The following is a 15,941-nucleotide window of genomic DNA, read 5'->3' as shown; positions in this document are numbered from 1 at the left end:
TTCGACGCCGGCGCTGCCGGCATTCCTCGACACCGACCGGACCGCACTCGCGCCCCACACCCGCTGCTGGAGTATTTCCCGACGCCGCCGAAAGAAGCTTCCCATCCCCCGACGGGGCCGTCACGGTGCTGCCCGCGCTGCCCGGCGGCCTGCGCGCCTCCCTCGCCACCGGGTTCAGCCCGACCGGCGCCGACGTCCTCGTCCGACCCGACCGGAGTCAGGTATGACAGCACCGCTCCCGCACGCCTCGGCATCCGCCGTGACACGCCGCAGCTACGACACGGTGGCCGAACGCTACGCCGCCGAGATCGGCGACGAACTCGAGGGCAAGCCCCTTGACCGTGCCCTGCTGGACGCCTTCGCCGAACTGGCCTCCGGCGGACCGGTCGTGGACGTCGGCTGCGGCCCGGGCCACGCAACAGCCCACCTGGGCCGCCGCGGAGCCCACACCTTCGGCGTCGACCTGTCGCCCGCCATGTGCACCATCGCGCACCGCGCCACCGCCCTGCCGTTCGCCGCTGCGGACATGACCGCGCTGCCGATCCGCTCGCGGACGGTGAGCGGCATACTGTGCTGGTACGCCGTGATCCACCTGGACCAGGCGCAACGAGCCGCCGCATACAGGGAATTCGCCCGTGTGCTGCGCCCCGCCGGCCATGCCCTCCTCGCCTTCCACACCAGCGACAGCACCACCCGCCCCGGACAGGCCACACACCTCACCGAATGGTGGGACCGCCCCGTCGACCTCACCTTCCGCTTCCTCGATCCGGTCGCCGAAACGGCGGCCCTCGCCGAGGCGGGCCTCGCCCTCACCGCACGACTCGACCGAGCACCGCACCCCGACCACGAGCACCCCAGCCGGCGGACCTACCTCCTGGTACGACGGCTGCCCTAGGCACAGGAGCACACGACCGACCGATCTTCGAGCCGGCCGGAGCCGAAGAGCAGGGCGGCAACTCCGTCACCCGTCGATGCAGGGGAGCGGCGACTTCGGGGGTGAGCCGGCAGGGCAAAGCGACGATGGGCGAGCGAACGCCCTGCTGCCAGAAGATCACGCGGCTCAGGCGGTCGCGCCGTCGAGCTGCCGCCTTGGCAGAGTTCCAGGGCTGTGAAACGCTCGATATGCGGCATATCCCAATTGACACATCCGTCCCTCGTCTGCACGTGTCCCGGACGAGCGAGCCGGGCTCTCTGCCGGGAGTTCATCCGGATCCAGGCTCCCGTTCGGGAGTAAGGAACAGCCATGAGGACGACCGAGCACGTTCACGACCGCGACGACCACAGTGACCCCACCTTGTATCGCACTCCGGCGGATGCCGTCGCCGCGCCCCCGGAAAAGGTCGCCTATGTCGTCGGATTCGACCCGACCGCACAGCGCGCGGACGCGTTGTTCACCGTCGGCACCGACCCCGAATCCCCCGCATACGGCCGCGTGACCTCCCACGCCGAGCTGCCCGACCCGGGCAACGAACTGCACCACTTCGGCTGGAACGCCTGCTCGAGCGCGCTGGCGCACGCCGGCCATCACCACGCTGCGCGTCGCTACCTCATCGTCCCGGGACTGCGCTCGTCCCGGCTGCACGTCTTCGACACCAGCCCCGATCCCGCCCACCCCCGCCTGGTCAAGGTGGTCGAGCCCGAGGAACTGGCCGGCAAGGCCGGATATTCGCGCCCGCACACATTGCACTGTGGTCCCGACGGAGTCTTCCTGTCCTGCCTGGGCGCCGCGGACGGGGCGGACGGGCCTGGCGGCGTCGCGCTCCTGGACCATGAAAGCTTCGAAGTCCTGCGCGCCTGGGAGAGCAGCCGTGGGCCGCAGCGGTTCGCCTACGACGTCTGGTGGCACCTGCGCCAGAACATCGCTGTGACCAGCGAGTGGGGGACTCCGCCGATGATCGAGGACGGCCTTGTCCCCGACCTGCTGCTGGCTCGCCAGTACGGCCACTCTCTGCACTTCTGGGAACTCGACTCCGGCCGGCACCTGCAGCGCGTCGATCTGGGGGACGAGAACCAGATGGTGCTGGAACTGCGCCCCGCGCACGACCCCGAGGCAACGTGGGGGTTCACCAACACCGTGGTCAACGTGGAGGACCTGTCGGCTTCGGTGTGGTTGTGGAACCGGGAGGGCGACGACTTCACGGTCCGCAAGGTGATCACCGTCCCGGCCGAGCCCGCACGGACGGAGGACCTGCCTCCGGCGCTGCAGCCGTTCGGCGCCGTGCCCCCCATGTTCACCGACATCGACCTGTCCGTGGACGACCAGTGGCTGTACGTCTCCGCATGGGGAACCGGCGACCTCCTCCAGTACGACGTGAGCGACCCCTTCCATCCCAGGCAGACAGCGGCCGTGCGTCTTGGCGGCATCGTCGGCCGGCAGCCGCACCCCGCCGCGCCGGACGTTCCGCTGACGGGCGGCGCGCAGATGGTCGAGCTCAGCCGCGACGGGCGGCGCGTGTACCTGACGAACTCCCTGTACTCCGCCTGGGACGAACAGTTCTATCCCGCGGGCATCCACCCGTGGATGGTCAAACTCGACGCCGACACCTCGCACGGAGGGCTCTCGGTCGACAGCGGCTTCTTCCCGCACGACGCGGACTTCCTCGGCTTGCGCGTGCACCAGACGCGCCTGCAAGGCGGTGACGCCTCCTCGGATTCGTACTGCTACCGCCGCTGACGGAGCCGGTGCGCCCGGGCACTGCGCAGCCCGCCGCGCCCCCATCGCGGGGCTCGGTCTTCTGCCCGACGCATGGGAGGAGGAGCAGGTGGCCGGGGTGCCGCAGTGGGCGGTGCCACTCACCGCGCTCGCCCCCACGGGGCGAGCCGGGGCGCGCGGGCGGCATCGGTGCTCGCTCCGCACCGAGTCGGGCGTGCGGTGTGCGTGGCGCTCGGACGCGCCCATCAGCGGCTGGCCCGCGGACCGGCGACTCCTCGCGGCCCCCGGGCCGGTGATTCGGCCACGGCGGCGGTCACTGTCGTGGCCCTCCTCATCACGCTCGCCCTCCTTGCCGGGGCAGTCCACCGCTGAACGCGACCGGGCCACGTCGTCGGCGCGCCCACCGATGGTCCTGCTGCGCTGTGCGTAGCCGCAGCCCGGCGCCGGCACCACGTGGCGCCCTCGCTGCCCCCGATCCCTGTCTGCGCCGATGCGCGCGGTCGCCGCCACTGGGCGGGGAGTGCCTTTCCTGTCGTCGGCGTCACTTTGCGCAGTCACCCGAAAGGGTTATGTGAAGGCGCAGGAGTGCGCGGGTGCGGGTCGCATGAGGAGGGGGCGCTCGCACCAGAGGCGCCCCAAAAGGAGGACGTCATGCTCCGCCACACGATGCGCACGCTCCTGGTCGGCCTCTGCTCCCTGACCGCCGCGTCCCAGGCGGCCACGGCAGTGGCCCTGGCCACGCCGGCCGATCAGCACCGGGCGACACACACCGCAGCCCGGGCTCTCCACGCGCAGACCCTCTCCGATCTCACCACCGCCATGAAGGGCGAGGCGTACGCGAATGCCTCGTACAGCCTTTTCGCCGCCCAGGCAGACGGCCAGGACCAGCCGACCGCCGGCAAGCTCGTCCGCCGCAACCACCCGGCCGTCGGTGAGCTCTTTCGTACGACGGCGCAGACCGAGCTGGACGAACATCTGCGCGAGGCGGCCACCCTGGCCGGTGTGGTCGGCACGAACGCCGCCAACCTGCGCCAGTCCATCAACGGTGAGTCCTACGAGCATCAGGTCATGTACCGGGGCTTCGCCGCCCAGGCCCGCAAGGACGGAGACCTCAAGGCCGCCGATCTGTTCACCGAGATCGCCGCGGACGAGGGCCGCCACCGCGACGCCTACCGCACCGCGCTGACGGTCCTGACCACCGGCCGCGGCACCGTCCCGGCACCGCCGACGGCCAAACCGGTGTCGGTGCCCGCCGGACTGCCGAAGGTCAAGGCCGCCCGCACCAGGACCAACCTCGGCACAGCCATGCACGGTGAGGCGCTCGCCCGCGCCAAGTACATGCTCTTCGCCGCCCACGCCAAGCAGACCGGCCAGCCTGCCCTGGCCCGGCTGTTCGAGGGCACCGCCGGGGTCGAGCTGAACGAGCACTTCGCCGGCGAGGCGGTGCTGGCCGGCCTGGTCCGCACGACGAAGACCAACCTGCGCACGGCCATCACCGGGGAGCGCGCCGAAGCGGCCACCCTGTATCCGGGGTTCGCCCAGCGGGCCACCGCCGTCGGCGACGCCGCGGTCGCCCGCTACTTCCGGGATACGGCCGCCGACGAGGCCCGACACGCGGCCGCGTTCCAGCAGGCACTCGACCAGCTGCGCTGACGCCTGCCTGGCTGAGCCACGAGACCGGCCGGACCCTGGGCAAGGCCGGGGTCCGGCCGGTCGGCGCCCGGCAGGCCGACCGGCCTGCCACCGGGGGCGGCGCAGCTGCCGCCGCATCAGCGCCTGCTGGATTCGCTTGTCGAGAAGCGGCCGTGCCAGGCCGCCTTCGCACCCGAGTCCCCGATCCGGTACGCGTCGATGACGGCGCCGAAGGCCACGACCAGGGCGAGCACCAGCGCCACGACGCGCGCCGGAACGGAGGAGGCCAGCCGGACCGCAGTGGACACCCCGCCCTGCGGGGGACTCCCGGGCACACTGCTGCGCTCCCGCTCCCGGCGGGCTCCGGCGTGACCGATCAGCCAGACGGCGACCGTCAGTACGAACAGGGCGATCACCCACGGAGTGAGGTCGGAGCCCATATCGGCATGCTTCTCCACCAGCGCGGTCTCCCGGACCCGCTCCTCCAGCCATTCGCCGGACTCGGTGGTCAGCACCACCAGAACAAGAGTGAGCAGCCCCAGTGCAGGCAGCACCCAGCCGAATCGCCGCGCTGCCGCAGGCCACAGCGCACAGAGGAGCAGCGCCAACACGGTCAGCGGCACCAGCACGACGGCGCCGTGAACGAACAGGGGATGGCCGGGAAGGCCGTTGATCAGCCCAACATCCACGGGAACTCCTCCGCAGGGTAAAAAGGCACATCTGACCCTATGCCCGCCATTTCAGACATTCTGCGGCAGAGGTGGTCCTGGTACAGGAGACGTGCGTGCGGATGGAGCAATGCCCGTTCTCCGGCGCCGGTGCGCCGGGGCGGTCAGCCGATCCGGTCGGCGGGGCCTACGGAGAGGTAGGTGACGCGGGAGGTCGCACCGCTGTCCGTGCCCTTGGTGGTGACGCTGACGGTCTCCAGCAATGCGCTGGTCTTGGGGTCGATCACCAGGCGGTCGCTGCTCGCGACGCCGTTGAAGACCAGCTCGGTGCCGGTACGGCCGGCGCTGTCCTTGACCGTGCCGACCAGCTTGACGCCCTGGATGTGGGCAAGAGCCCGGTAGAGGCCGGCGCGGAGTCCGGGGCTCGCGGGGGACCCTCCGAGCAGGTTGCCGGCCTGGAGGAACGCCGACTGGCCCGCGTACTCCTTGGAGCTGTTCATCAGGCTCAGCAGCGCCGCCGGGTCGGTGGGGAGACGGTTCAGGTCGTTCCAGGTCAGCGCCTTGGGGCCGAGGCGCCAGTTGAACGTGCCCTGCTTCTTGTGGGTCTGGCCGCCCGCGACGATGTAGGCGTGCATGGAGCGTGAGAAGTAGAGGTCCGCCGTGGTGGCTTGCCTGCCCGGGAGGCTGATCTTCTCGTGCATCTTCCAGTACGGCGCGCTGGAGGCGGGCCTGGCGGCGGCCACCGTGGCGGTACGGTCCAGGACGGTGGCGGCGGTGACGGCCTCCGGTCGCGGTGCGGCGTCGGTGCGGCCGCCGGACGAGCCCGTGCCCGTGACGCCGTACACCACCACCCCGGCCGCCGCGGCGGCGATCGCCAGTGCCGTCGCGACGATCCGCCGGCCATGGGTCAGGGAGCGGCGCCGGAGGGGCACCACCGAGGAGTGCCGCGCGCTCTCCTGACGCGTGGCGGCCTCGACCGCCGCCAGCGCGCGGGCGACGGCCTGCGGCGCCGGGGGCTCGACGCGGCCCGCCGCCCGGAGCGACTCGGCACCGGGGAAGTCGAGGAGGTCCTGTGGCTGGGTCATGCTGTTTCCTTCCGGGGTGAACGTGCGGGAGTGGTGTGCACCAAGGTCAGGTGGCCGAGGGCGGCGAGGCGTTCACGCAGCCGGCCGCGTGCGCGGTGCAGACGGGAGCGGGCCGTGCCGGCGGGGATTCCGACCGCGGCGGCGGCCTCGGTCGGTGTCAGTTGCTCCCAGGACATCAGCAGCAGCAACTCCCGCTCCTCGGCGGGCAGATCGGCCAGCGCCTGACGCAGTTCGGCCGCCAGGGCGGCGGCGTCCAGCCGCTGGTCGACCGCCTGCCACGGGTCGACGGAGGCCGGTTCGGCCGTGGTGGTGTTCCGTGCGGTTCGCCGGATGTGCCCGGCCAGGACGTTACGGGCCACCCCGAACAGCCAGCCGCGGGCCGAGCCGCGGGCGGCGTCGAAGGTGTGCCGCGCCGCGAAGGCCTGCAACCACGCCTCGGCCAGCAGATCGTCGGCTGCGCCGGGCGCACGCCGGGCGAAGTAGCCGTGCAGGGCGGGCGAGAACTGCTCCACCAGGGGTGTGAACGCGGCCGGGTCGTCCGCGGCCCGCGTCAGGAGGGCGTCGCTGTCATGGCCGCCCCGGTGCTCGTGATCCGGTTCCACGGATTCTCCGTCTCCGACCGCCCGACGGCGGTCTCACCCCGTACTTGTCACGTGGCCGAGGAAGCGTTCGCGCCGGCCGACGAGAGAGGGATGGGGGTGTCGTACGGCCCCCAGTAACAGTGACGGGCGTCGCGACGCTGCAAGGGGTGTGCATCTCCTTGGAGTTGTGCGACACCAGTGCAGACTGGGCCGTTTTTCATAATCTTTACGCTTACTGGCGTGTAAGTCGCAGCAAACCCCTGGGGCTGAAGTGCCGTACAGGGGTACGGTTCCGGCGCTCGGCAGTGTGAGATCAGGTGCGGCCGCAGGGGTGGCCGCGGCTTACGCCGAAGAAGCCGGAGACAGTCCATGCGTGTGAATTCCGCACGGCGCAGACCGCGCCGCGGAGCGGAGAGCGGCGGCAGAACGGCACTCGCCGTCGCCGCTGCCGCACTCCTGATAGCGGGGACGGGACCCGTCGCCGCCTACGGGATGACCGACACGGACTCCAGCCGCCATGACGTGGCGGGCGACGAGTCCCACGAACTGATGGAATCCCTCGACTCGTTCAACGAGCAGCGGCTCGCCCCCGGCGGTGAGATCACGCCGGGGGCGTACGCCGGCGCCTGGGCGCACATCAAGAACATGCCGGTGAAGTCCGGCACCTGGAGCGAGGTCACCACCTCCCCGTACAACGAGGACGCGCTGCACTACCGCGACCACTCGGCCTCCAACGGCGGTGGCGGCGCGGGGCACTCGGCCGGCCGTATCGCCGCCCTGGCCACCGACCCGACGCACCAGGGCGTGGTCTACGCGGGTGCCGCCGGCGGCGGTGTGTTCCGCTCCACCGACGACGGCAAGACCTGGACGCCGATCGCCGACCGGCTGCCCGCGCTGTCCGTGGGCGCCCTCGCGGTCGCCCCCGACGGCTCGCTGTGGCTGGCCACCGGCGAGGCGAACACCGCCTCCGACAACTACCTGGGCAGCGGCGTCTACCGGCTCGCGGACCCGGCCACCGGCACCTTCAGCGAGAGCGACAAGGTGGGCGGTGCGGAGCTGGACTCCTCCTCCGTCCACACCGTCACCTTCGACAAGGCCGCCGGCTACGTCTTCGCGGCCACCTCGCACGGCGTCTTCCGGCGCCCGCTGTCGGCCGGGCAGTCCACCGCCTGGACGAAGGTCCTCGCCCCCTGCGCGGGCGTCGGCATCAGCGGTGTCACCTGCGGGGTGAACAGCCACTACGCGGACATCGTCAACGACATCGCCGTACAGCCCGGCAGTGACGGCACCAAGCTGCTGGCCAACGTGGCCTGGCGCAGCGGCGCCGACTACAACGGCTTCTACTACTCCACCGACGCGGGCGTCACCTGGAAGCGGTCCAACCCGACCGGCGCCATCAACCCCGCCGAGATCGGCAACGCCGCCTTCGCCTACGCGGCCGACGGCAGCAGGCTGTACGTCTCGATGGAGTCCCCGAAGCTCCTCAACAAGTCCTCCGGCTCCGGCGTCTCCTCGATCCTCGCCGGCGTGTACGTGAGCCAGAGCGGCGACGCCAACGGCTCGTTCAAGCAGATCGCGACCTCCGCGTCGCTGTCGGCGTCCGGCTCCGCGATGAAGATCAACGCGATCGGCAGCGGCTACCAGCCCGGTTCCCAGGCCTGGTACGACCAGGTGATCAAGGTCGACCCGACCGACCCGAACCACGTCTACCTCGGCCTCGAGGAGATGTTCGAGTCCCGGGACGGCGGCGCCACCTGGAAGACGATCGGCCGGTACTGGGACTTCGGCATGCCGTGCTTCTCCTACGACCCGGACGCGAACTCCTGCGACGGCGACGTGATGCACTCCGACCAGCACGCCATCGCCATCTCGGAGTGGAAGGGCGGCACGCCGGAGGTGTTCGTCGGCAACGACGGCGGCGCCTACTCCCGCCCCACCACGCAGACCACCGCCGGCTGGCGCAACCTGAACGAGTCGGGCACCCTGCGCAACCTCCAGTACTACTCGGTGCGCGCCGGGAAGATGACCGACGGCAGCGGCGACGCCGTCTGGGGCGGCCTCCAGGACAACGGCGTCTCGCTGCTCACGCCCAAGGGTGCCACCTACCAGGGGCAGCAGCTGAACCCGAACGGCGAGATGGTCGCCCCGTTCGGCGGTGACGGCGGCGACCAGCTGGTCAACCCGGACAACGGCTGCCAGACGGTCGGCGAGTACGTCGACCTCGCGCTGCAGATCACGAACAACTGCGGCTACACCGCGAGCGACGACGGCTCCGAGGACGTGATCACCGACATCGCGCCCGGCGACCCGGGAGCCCGCTTCATCGCCCCGTTCAGCGCGGACGAGACCGACCCGAACGGCCTGTGGGTCGCGGGCGGCCAGTACGTGTGGGGCAACACCAAGACCTGGAACAGCACCTCCGGCGCCGACTGGACCAAGCTGTACGACCTGGGCGCGGGCCACTCCGCCTCCGCGGTCACCAGCCGCAACCACGTGACGTGGGCGGCCTGGTGCGGCCCCTGCGGCGCGGTCAACGAGACCTTCGGGCGGGGCATCGCCACCAACTACGGCGGCACCTGGCACCAGGTGAACCTGCCCGCCGACTTCCCGAACCGCTACATCTCCGGTCTGACCATCGACCCGTCCGACGCCTCCGGCAAGACGGTCTACGCGGTGATCAACGGCTTCTCGCGGCACTGGGCCGAGGGTCCGGGGGCCGGCTACGGCCACGTCTGGAAGACCACGGACGGCGGTACGACCTGGAACGACATCAGCGGTGACCCCTCGGCCGCGGACTCCTTCCCGGACGTCCCGGCCAACGCGGCGATGGTCACCAAGGGCGGCACCCTCATGGTCGCCACCGACCTGGGCGTGTTCACCAGCACCTCGGCGGGCCACTGGTCGCGCCTGGGCACCGACCTGCCGGCCTCGCCGGCGGTCTACCTCTCGCCGAGCCCGGACGGCAGCCAGGTGTACGTGGCCACGCACGGCCGCGGCATCTGGAAGACCGCACAGCCGTGACCAGGTAACCCAGAACACCACTGTCAGGCCCCGGACCGGTCGCGGTCCGGGGCCTGACGCGTTTCTTGACACATCCCTGACGTCGGGGACGCATCCTCCAGTACCCACAGCGCCGTCTTCCCCGTTGTCCTGAACTGGATGTAGTCGCGTCGGAGAATGGAGTGCCATGGAAGGCACCGTCGTCGCAGTGGTCGTCGTGGTCCTGCTCGTGCTGTTCGTGCTCAAGAGCGGGATGCGGGTCGTCAACCAGGTGGAGCGCGGGGTGGTGTTCCGGTGGGGGAAGGCTCTGCCGGAGTACCGGCAGCCGGGCGTCACCTTCCTCATCCCGTTCGCCGACCGGATGCGCAAGGTGAACACGCAGGTCGTCACCATGCCGGTGCCCACCCAGGAGGGCATCACCAAGGACAACGTGTCCGTGAAGGTGGACGCCGTCGTCTACTTCCGGGTCACCGACCCGGTACGGGCCGCCATCGAGGTGCAGGACTACGTCTTCGCCGTCGGGCAGGTCGCCCAGTCCTCCCTGCGGTCCATCATCGGCAAGAGCGACCTGGACGACCTGCTGAGCGACCGGGAGCGGCTGCACGAGGGGCTGGCCCTGATGATCGACAGTCCTGCCGCCGGGTGGGGCATCCACATCGACCGCGTCGAGATCAAGGACGTCCAGCTGCCCGAGTCGCTGAAGCGCTCCATGTCCCGGCAGGCCGAGGCGGAGCGGGAGCGGCGGGCCCGGGTCATCACCGCCGACGGTGAGTTCCAGGCCGCTCAGCAGCTCGCCAACGCGTCCAGGATCATGTCGGACACGCCCGAGGCCATGCAGCTGCGGCTCCTCCAGACCGTCGTGGAGGTGGCCGCGGAGAAGAACTCCACGCTCGTGATGCCCTTCCCGGTCGAGCTGCTGCGCTACTTCGACAAGGCCACCCAGAAGATCGCCGCCGACCTCGACGTCAGCGGGGAGAAGACTCCTGCTCCTGCTCCAGCCCCGGCCCCGGCTCCTGCTCCAGCCCCGGCCCCGACTTCGGCCCCGGCCCCGGCCGCGACTCCCTTTCCGGCTCCGGCCGCCGCCCAGGAACTCGGCGAGCAGCCGTAGCCAGCACCAGCGTCACGGACACCGACGCCGCCGCCATCGTCGTCATCGACCACGCCGGCGACATGAGTTGGGCCGCCGCCCCGGCCAGCGTGGCGCTCACGCCCTGCAGGGTCAGCATGCCCGCCGAGTGCAGCCCCAGGGCGTGACCGGCGAGTTCGGCGGGGGTCAGGGCCATCAGGCGTTCCTGCTGGACCAGGCTCGCGCCGAAACCGGCCGACGCGATCGTCACGCAGACGGCCGCGACCGGCAGCCCCGGGTGCGCGAAGAACGGCAGGTACGGCGCCGCCAGCACAAGGAGCAGCAGCAGGGGGGTGGCCGGGCGGGCCCGCACGGCCGGCGGAAGCAGGCGGCCCACCGTGATGTCCCCGGCGAACATGCCGAACGCCGCGCAGGCGAACAGGGTGCCGGCCGCGTCGGGGGCGTACGAGACGTAGAGCGACTCGCAGCCGACGACCAGGCCGTTGGGCAGCCACAGGCCCAGGAAGGTGAGGCGGCGGCTGCGGTCCGACCACAGCAGGGTGTTGGTGCGCCAGGTCTCCGACGCCGAGGGGCGGCCCGCCGTCCGGGGCGGGCGCGCGGTCAGGCCCAGGCGCAGGACCAGCGCGGCCGTCGCGTACAGGGCCGCCGACAGCAGCAGGCAGACCCGCGGGGAGAGCAGGGCGAGGAGTGCGCCGCCCGTCGCGTAGCCGGTGATCTGCATCAGGCCGCTCATCATGTTGAACAGCGAACGCCCCGGCAGATAACCGTCCTTGGTCAGGATCTCGTTCAGCAGGCCCCAGCGGACGCCGCCGCCCAGGGATGCCGCCAGGCCCAGCAGGAGTACGACGGTGAGGACCGCACCGACCGGCAGGCCGGGCAGCGCCTGCAGGGCCGTACCGGCGGCGAAGGTGAGGGCGATACCGGACAGGGCCGTACGCGGGGGCAGCCGGTCGGCGCCGGAGAGCAGGACGGTCGCGCCCAGCACCTGGGCCAGCGACGGGCCGAACATGCTCACCGCGGACAGCAGCGGGGAGCCGGTCGCCCGGTACACGAGCGTGCCGAGCGCGAGACCGCCGACGGTCTGGGCGGCGGTCTGCGCCGCCGTGCCGAGGAAGAGCGGGGTGAACTCCCGCGTACGGATCAGGGATCGGTAACTGGGCATGGCCCGGAGTGTGGGCCTGCCGCGGGGGCGGTCGTTATTGTTTCGCCGATGTGCGAAAACGGCGTAGGGCCGCAGCGGTGTAGGGCTGGAACGGCGTAGGGCCGCTGGGGCGTAGGGGGAGGCGGGGGCTTTGGGGTGGTGGGAGCTCAACGCCGATACGCTCGCCCGGAGCCGGTTCGTGATCTCCCCGTTCGCCGAGGCCTTCGCGGGGCTGAAGCTCCTGCACGCCGGCGAGGGTGCGCACCCCGGTGAGCAGGAGTGGCTGAGGGCCCATCTGCCGCGTTACCGGGCCAGGCTGGCCGCCGACCCGGTGACCGCACGGCTGGTGCGGGCGGGGCTCGGCCGGTTCTGGATCGCCGACTTCCTCACGCCCACGCCCCGCGACGGCGAGAGCTTCGCGGACGCTGTCGCCCGGGTGCGGGCGGTGGGGCCGGGTGCCGCACGGGCCCATCTGCGGCTGTCCCTCGCCGGTCCGCTGCCCGCCGTGCTCGACCGGGACGACCTGGCCGAGCGCGCGGCCTCGCTGCTGGAGTGGGTGTGGGCGGAGACCGTACGGCCGTCCTGGGAGCGGCGTCGGCGGGTGCTGGAGGCGGACGTGTTCGCGCGGACCGCCCAGGTGAGCCGGGGCGGCTGGGCGGGGGTGCTGGACGGCCTGCGGCCCGGCGGCACGCGCTGGCTCGGGGACAACCGCTTGCAGGTCAATCTGCAGGAGTATCCGCCGCACGAGATCTCCGGGGCGGAACTGGTGTTCGTGCCGGTGACCGCGCAGCGGCACGGCTGGGTGGCATGGGAGGAGCGGGAGCGGTACGCCGTGATCTACCCGTGCGCCGGGGCCCTGGCCGACTCCGGCGACCGGGCTGTACCGCCCGGTCTCGGGGCGCTCGTCGGGTCGGCACGGGCGCACGTGCTGGTGCTGCTCGGCTCCCCGATGAGCACCACCCAGCTGACCGCGGTGACCGGGCAGGGGCTGGGTTCGGTCGGCCGCCATCTGCGGGTGCTGCGCGAGGCCGGGCTGGTGCGGCGGTGGCGGGCCGGGCGGTCGGTGCTGTACGCGCGGACGGCGGCCGGTGACGTGCTGGTGGACGGCGGAATCCAGGGCGGCCCCGGGGCCGTCACCCGGCGGGGCTAGCATCCGGGCATGACGACTAACGACCGCAACGGTTCCCCGCTGGACGTCGAGATCGGGGCCCTTCAGGGCGGCTCCGCCGATCTGTCGCAGTACGCCGGACAGGCCGTGCTGCTGGTGAACGTGGCCTCCAAGTGCGGCCTGACCCCGCAGTACGCGGGGCTGGAGAAGCTCCAGGAGCGGTACGCCGGGCAGGGTTTCACCGTGCTCGGGGTGCCCTGCAACCAGTTCCTCGGGCAGGAGCCGGGCACGGCCGAGGAGATCGCCGAGTTCTGCTCGGCGACGTACGGCGTGACCTTTCCGATGACCGAGAAGGTGGAGGTGAACGGGGAGGGCCGGCACCCGCTGTACGAGCGCCTCGTCGGCTTCACCGACGCCGAGGGGCACAGCGGTGACATCCGCTGGAACTTCGAGAAGTTCCTGATCGGCAAGGACGGCCGGGTCGTGGCGCGGTTCTCGCCGCAGACCGAGCCGGAGTCCGCCGCGGTCGTGGCGGCCATCGAGGCCCAGCTGAGCTAGCCGGCCGGCTGGTTGACCTTGCCCCTGGGGCAAGGAGGAGCGTCCCTGTCACCGGGCGAACCGCGCCCGGTGACGGAGGATGCCCAGGTGGACGACGAACTGCTCACCATCGGTGCGTTCGCCGCGCGTGCCCGGCTGTCGGCCAAGGCGCTGCGGCTGTACGACCGGCTCGGCCTGCTGGTCCCTGCCCATGTCGAGGAGACCAGCGGCTACCGCTACTACCACGCCGGCCAGGTCGAACGCGCCCGGCTCGTGGCGATGCTGCGGCAGCTGGACATGCCGCTCGCCCGGATCGCCGAGGTGGTCGGGGCCGAGGGCGCCGAGGCCGCCGACCTGCTCGCCGCCTACTGGGCGGACGTCGAGGCACGGGTGGCCGGACAGCGGAGCCTCGCGGAGTACCTCCGTGGACGACTGTCGGGGAGGAGTTCCGATATGTACGGGAAGTTCGTGGTCGAGACGGTGGACGTACCGGCGCAGGTGGTGGTCACCGAGAAGCGGCACACCCTGGCGGACGAGCTGCCGTCCTGGATCGGCGCGTCGCTGGGGCGGCTGGAGGCCGCGGCGCGGGAGTGCGGGGGCATGGCCGGGGCGCCGTTCGTCGTCTACCACTCCGAGGTGTCGATGGAGAGCGACGGGCCCGCCGAGTCGTGCGTGCCGGTCGAGGACGAGGCGGCGGCGCGGGCGTGGGCCGAGCGGGCGGGACGGGCCTGGGAGACGAGCGTACGGGTGGAGCCGGCCCGGCGGCTGGCCTACACGCGCATCACCAAGGCGCAGGTGGCGCAGCCGCAGATCCTGGCCGCCTACGAGGCGGTGGAGCAGTGGCTGGCCCGGGAAGGGCTGCAGCCGGCCGGACCCTGCCGGGAGGTGTACTTCGGGGACTGGGAGGCTTCGGGGCCCGGAGACCTGGTGTGCGATGTGGCCTTCCCGGTGAGTTGACCCGCTGCTCCCCTGAACAGGGAAGAGCCCTCTCGGCAAGGACGGCGACCGGTCGAGAGGGCTCTGTGGGTGGTGCGGATGAAACTGCGGCTGTCGTGCCGCTGCCGATGCCTTTGCCGTTGTCCTAGCCGTTGCGCTTGCGGCTGCCTCTGTCTTGGTCCTCGGAGGTGCTCTGCGGACAAGGGTCGGGGAGGGCTCCCTAGGCCTTGACCGAGGCCACGAAGGCGTTCCACGCGTCGGCGGGGAACTCCAGGATCGCGCCCTCGAGAACCTTGGAGTCGCGAACGGCGAGTTCGGCGGCATTGTGCGACCTGACCTCGACGCAGGCGCCGTTGCCCGCGGAATAGGAGGACTTCATCCACGTCTCCGAAGCGCCCTGAATCAGTGCCATGTCCACTCCTGTTGCGAGTTGCTGGTGGTGCGGTTCACGCCAACCGTGTCGTCTGATTGGCGTGATCGACGCTACCGGGCAACTGCCCTCACCGGAGACGTCGTTCACTCAACTTGATGGCATATTCCAGGCGTCCCTTACGCGAGATCGGACCGACAGTGTAAGATCCCGCGCTCCTCGCCGATCTTCACCTCCGACAGCCTCAACCGGCTTCCGCCGGGCCTCAGTCGGCGTACTCCTTCGCCATCTTGCCGATGAACTGCCGGGACTGTTCCACGTTGAGGGACTGCGCCCGCAGGTGCTCGTACATCACGGCGTACTTCTGCACGTCCGGTGCCTTCTCCAGGTAGAGGTCGCTGGTGACGCCCTCCAGGTACACCACGCTGGAGTCGGCCGCGTCGGTGAACTCCAGGATCGCGTACTGCCCGTTGAGGCCCGGGTGCGCGCCCACGTCGAAGGGCAGCACCTGCACGGTGACATGGGGGAGCTGGGACATCTGGATCAGGTGCTCCAACTGCTCGCGCATCACCAGCCGGCTGCCGACGACCCGGCGCAGCGCCGCCTCGTCCAGCACCACCCACAGTCGCAGCGGGTTGTTCTCGGCGGTGATACGTTCCTGTCGGCGCATGCGCACCTGTACGCGCTTCTCGATGTCCGCCGCCGCCGTCTCCGGCAGCGCGCCCTGCACCAGGGCCTCCGCGTAGGCGCGGGTCTGCAACAGGCCGGTCACCAGCTGGGGTTCGTACACGCGCAGCGACTCGGCGTCGGTCTCCAGCCCGATGTAGACGCTGTACGGGATGTCGCCGAAGGTGTGCCACCAGCCCTGCTGCCGGGAGTCCCGGGCCATCTCCATCAGCGAGTCGACGACCCGCTGGTCCGCGACCTCGTACACGCCGCACAGGTCGCGCACATCGCGCTGGCTGATGCTCCTCCGGCCGTTCTCCAACCGGCTGATCTTCGACTGCGAGACGAGCAGCCGCTCCGCAACCTCCTCGGCCGTCATGCCCTTGAGCTCACGGAGCCTGCGCAGCTCCTGGCCCAGCCGGCGCCGCCTGACGGTGGGATTGACATTGGACGCCACGGGACGTGCACCTCCGGCTG

At 71.2% G+C, this 15,941-nt stretch carries 13 protein-coding genes and 1 pseudogene; 8 read left to right on the top strand and 6 right to left on the bottom strand.

The genetic code is table 11. The features are described from left to right. Positions 1-223 precede the first annotated feature (223 nt). The 3 genes from K7G59_RS14595 (at position 224) to K7G59_RS14585 (ending at position 4,306) form a co-directional block, all read left to right on the top strand. Complete coding sequence (locus tag K7G59_RS14595; RefSeq protein WP_225834171.1) at positions 224-895, top strand: class I SAM-dependent methyltransferase; 672 nt, start codon at positions 224-226, stop codon at positions 893-895. A 348-nt stretch (positions 896-1,243) separates the two neighbouring features. Then, the gene (locus K7G59_RS14590; RefSeq protein WP_225834170.1) at positions 1,244-2,674 is read left to right on the top strand and encodes a selenium-binding family protein; all 1,431 of its coding nucleotides are present in this window, start codon (positions 1,244-1,246) and stop codon (positions 2,672-2,674) included. Between the two features lie 630 nt (positions 2,675-3,304). Next, a complete protein-coding gene (locus K7G59_RS14585; protein ID WP_225834169.1) occupies positions 3,305-4,306 on the top strand; it encodes a ferritin family protein in 1,002 nt (333 codons plus the stop codon). 116 nt (positions 4,307-4,422) lie between these two features. Here K7G59_RS14585 and K7G59_RS14580 read toward each other — a convergent pair whose 3' ends face one another. The 3 genes from K7G59_RS14580 to K7G59_RS14570 all read right to left on the bottom strand — a co-directional run bounded on the left by K7G59_RS14580 (position 4,423) and on the right by K7G59_RS14570 (position 6,640). Beyond that, positions 4,423-4,974, bottom strand: a complete 552-nt coding sequence (locus tag K7G59_RS14580; RefSeq protein WP_225834168.1) for a DUF2231 domain-containing protein — start codon at positions 4,972-4,974, stop codon at positions 4,423-4,425. A gap of 143 nt (positions 4,975-5,117) precedes the next feature. Beyond that, on the bottom strand, positions 5,118-6,038 hold the full coding sequence (locus K7G59_RS14575) for a CU044_5270 family protein (RefSeq protein ID WP_225834167.1): 921 nt from the start codon (positions 6,036-6,038) through the stop codon (positions 5,118-5,120). Further along, positions 6,035-6,640: an RNA polymerase sigma factor gene (locus tag K7G59_RS14570; protein WP_225834166.1), complete on the bottom strand. Its 606-nt coding sequence runs from the start codon at positions 6,638-6,640 to the stop codon at positions 6,035-6,037. The genes K7G59_RS14575 and K7G59_RS14570 overlap by 4 nt, the downstream gene beginning before the upstream one ends. A 348-nt stretch (positions 6,641-6,988) precedes the next feature. Here K7G59_RS14570 and K7G59_RS14565 point away from each other — a divergent pair, with 348 nt between their 5' ends. Then, complete coding sequence (locus K7G59_RS14565; RefSeq protein ID WP_225834165.1) at positions 6,989-9,640, top strand: glycosyl hydrolase; 2,652 nt, start codon at positions 6,989-6,991, stop codon at positions 9,638-9,640. Positions 9,641-9,806: 166 nt separating this feature from the next. Next, a pseudogene (locus K7G59_RS14560) lies at positions 9,807-10,379 on the top strand (SPFH domain-containing protein); the annotation flags it as partial. A gap of 205 nt (positions 10,380-10,584) precedes the next feature. On the opposite strand, the gene K7G59_RS14555 reads toward K7G59_RS14560, so the two are convergent. Then, complete coding sequence (locus tag K7G59_RS14555) at positions 10,585-11,868, bottom strand: MFS transporter (RefSeq protein ID WP_225834164.1); 1,284 nt, start codon at positions 11,866-11,868, stop codon at positions 10,585-10,587. Between the two features lie 130 nt (positions 11,869-11,998). Between K7G59_RS14555 and K7G59_RS14550 the strand changes: the two genes are divergently transcribed. The 3 genes from K7G59_RS14550 to K7G59_RS14540 all read left to right on the top strand — a co-directional run bounded on the left by K7G59_RS14550 (position 11,999) and on the right by K7G59_RS14540 (position 14,449). Then, positions 11,999-12,997: a helix-turn-helix transcriptional regulator gene (locus K7G59_RS14550; RefSeq protein WP_225834162.1), complete on the top strand. Its 999-nt coding sequence runs from the start codon at positions 11,999-12,001 to the stop codon at positions 12,995-12,997. A gap of 9 nt (positions 12,998-13,006) precedes the next feature. Beyond that, on the top strand, positions 13,007-13,513 hold the full coding sequence (locus K7G59_RS14545) for a glutathione peroxidase (RefSeq protein ID WP_225834160.1): 507 nt from the start codon (positions 13,007-13,009) through the stop codon (positions 13,511-13,513). An 87-nt stretch (positions 13,514-13,600) separates the two neighbouring features. After that, the gene (locus K7G59_RS14540) at positions 13,601-14,449 is read left to right on the top strand and encodes a MerR family transcriptional regulator (protein WP_225834158.1); all 849 of its coding nucleotides are present in this window, start codon (positions 13,601-13,603) and stop codon (positions 14,447-14,449) included. Positions 14,450-14,648: 199 nt separating this feature from the next. Here K7G59_RS14540 and K7G59_RS14535 read toward each other — a convergent pair whose 3' ends face one another. Next, a complete protein-coding gene (locus K7G59_RS14535) occupies positions 14,649-14,840 on the bottom strand; it encodes a DUF397 domain-containing protein (RefSeq protein WP_225834157.1) in 192 nt (63 codons plus the stop codon). A 223-nt stretch (positions 14,841-15,063) separates the two neighbouring features. Beyond that, on the bottom strand, positions 15,064-15,921 hold the full coding sequence (locus tag K7G59_RS14530) for a helix-turn-helix transcriptional regulator (RefSeq protein ID WP_225834156.1): 858 nt from the start codon (positions 15,919-15,921) through the stop codon (positions 15,064-15,066). Positions 15,922-15,941: the final 20 nt, after the last annotated feature.

The organism is Streptomyces sp. NK08204 (genome assembly GCF_020400585.1).
Lineage (GTDB): Bacteria > Actinomycetota > Actinomycetes > Streptomycetales > Streptomycetaceae > Streptomyces.
Note: the sequence above shows the minus strand (reverse complement) of the source record. Positions and strands in the feature narration are given on the sequence as shown.

Bases quoted from the DNA above. Each gene is read 5' to 3' on its own strand.
- K7G59_RS14535 (WP_225834157.1), bottom strand. From the start codon at position 14,840: ATGGCACTGATTCAGGGCGCTTCGGAGACGTGGATGAAGTCCTCCTAT.
- K7G59_RS14575 (WP_225834167.1), bottom strand. From the start codon at position 6,038: ATGACCCAGCCACAGGACCTCCTCGACTTCCCCGGTGCCGAGTCGCTC.
- K7G59_RS14590 (WP_225834170.1), top strand. From the start codon at position 1,244: ATGAGGACGACCGAGCACGTTCACGACCGCGACGACCACAGTGACCCC.
- K7G59_RS14555 (WP_225834164.1), bottom strand. From the start codon at position 11,868: ATGCCCAGTTACCGATCCCTGATCCGTACGCGGGAGTTCACCCCGCTC.
- K7G59_RS14595 (WP_225834171.1), top strand. From the start codon at position 224: ATGACAGCACCGCTCCCGCACGCCTCGGCATCCGCCGTGACACGCCGC.
- K7G59_RS14565 (WP_225834165.1), top strand. From the start codon at position 6,989: ATGCGTGTGAATTCCGCACGGCGCAGACCGCGCCGCGGAGCGGAGAGC.
- K7G59_RS14585 (WP_225834169.1), top strand. From the start codon at position 3,305: ATGCTCCGCCACACGATGCGCACGCTCCTGGTCGGCCTCTGCTCCCTG.
- K7G59_RS14545 (WP_225834160.1), top strand. From the start codon at position 13,007: ATGACGACTAACGACCGCAACGGTTCCCCGCTGGACGTCGAGATCGGG.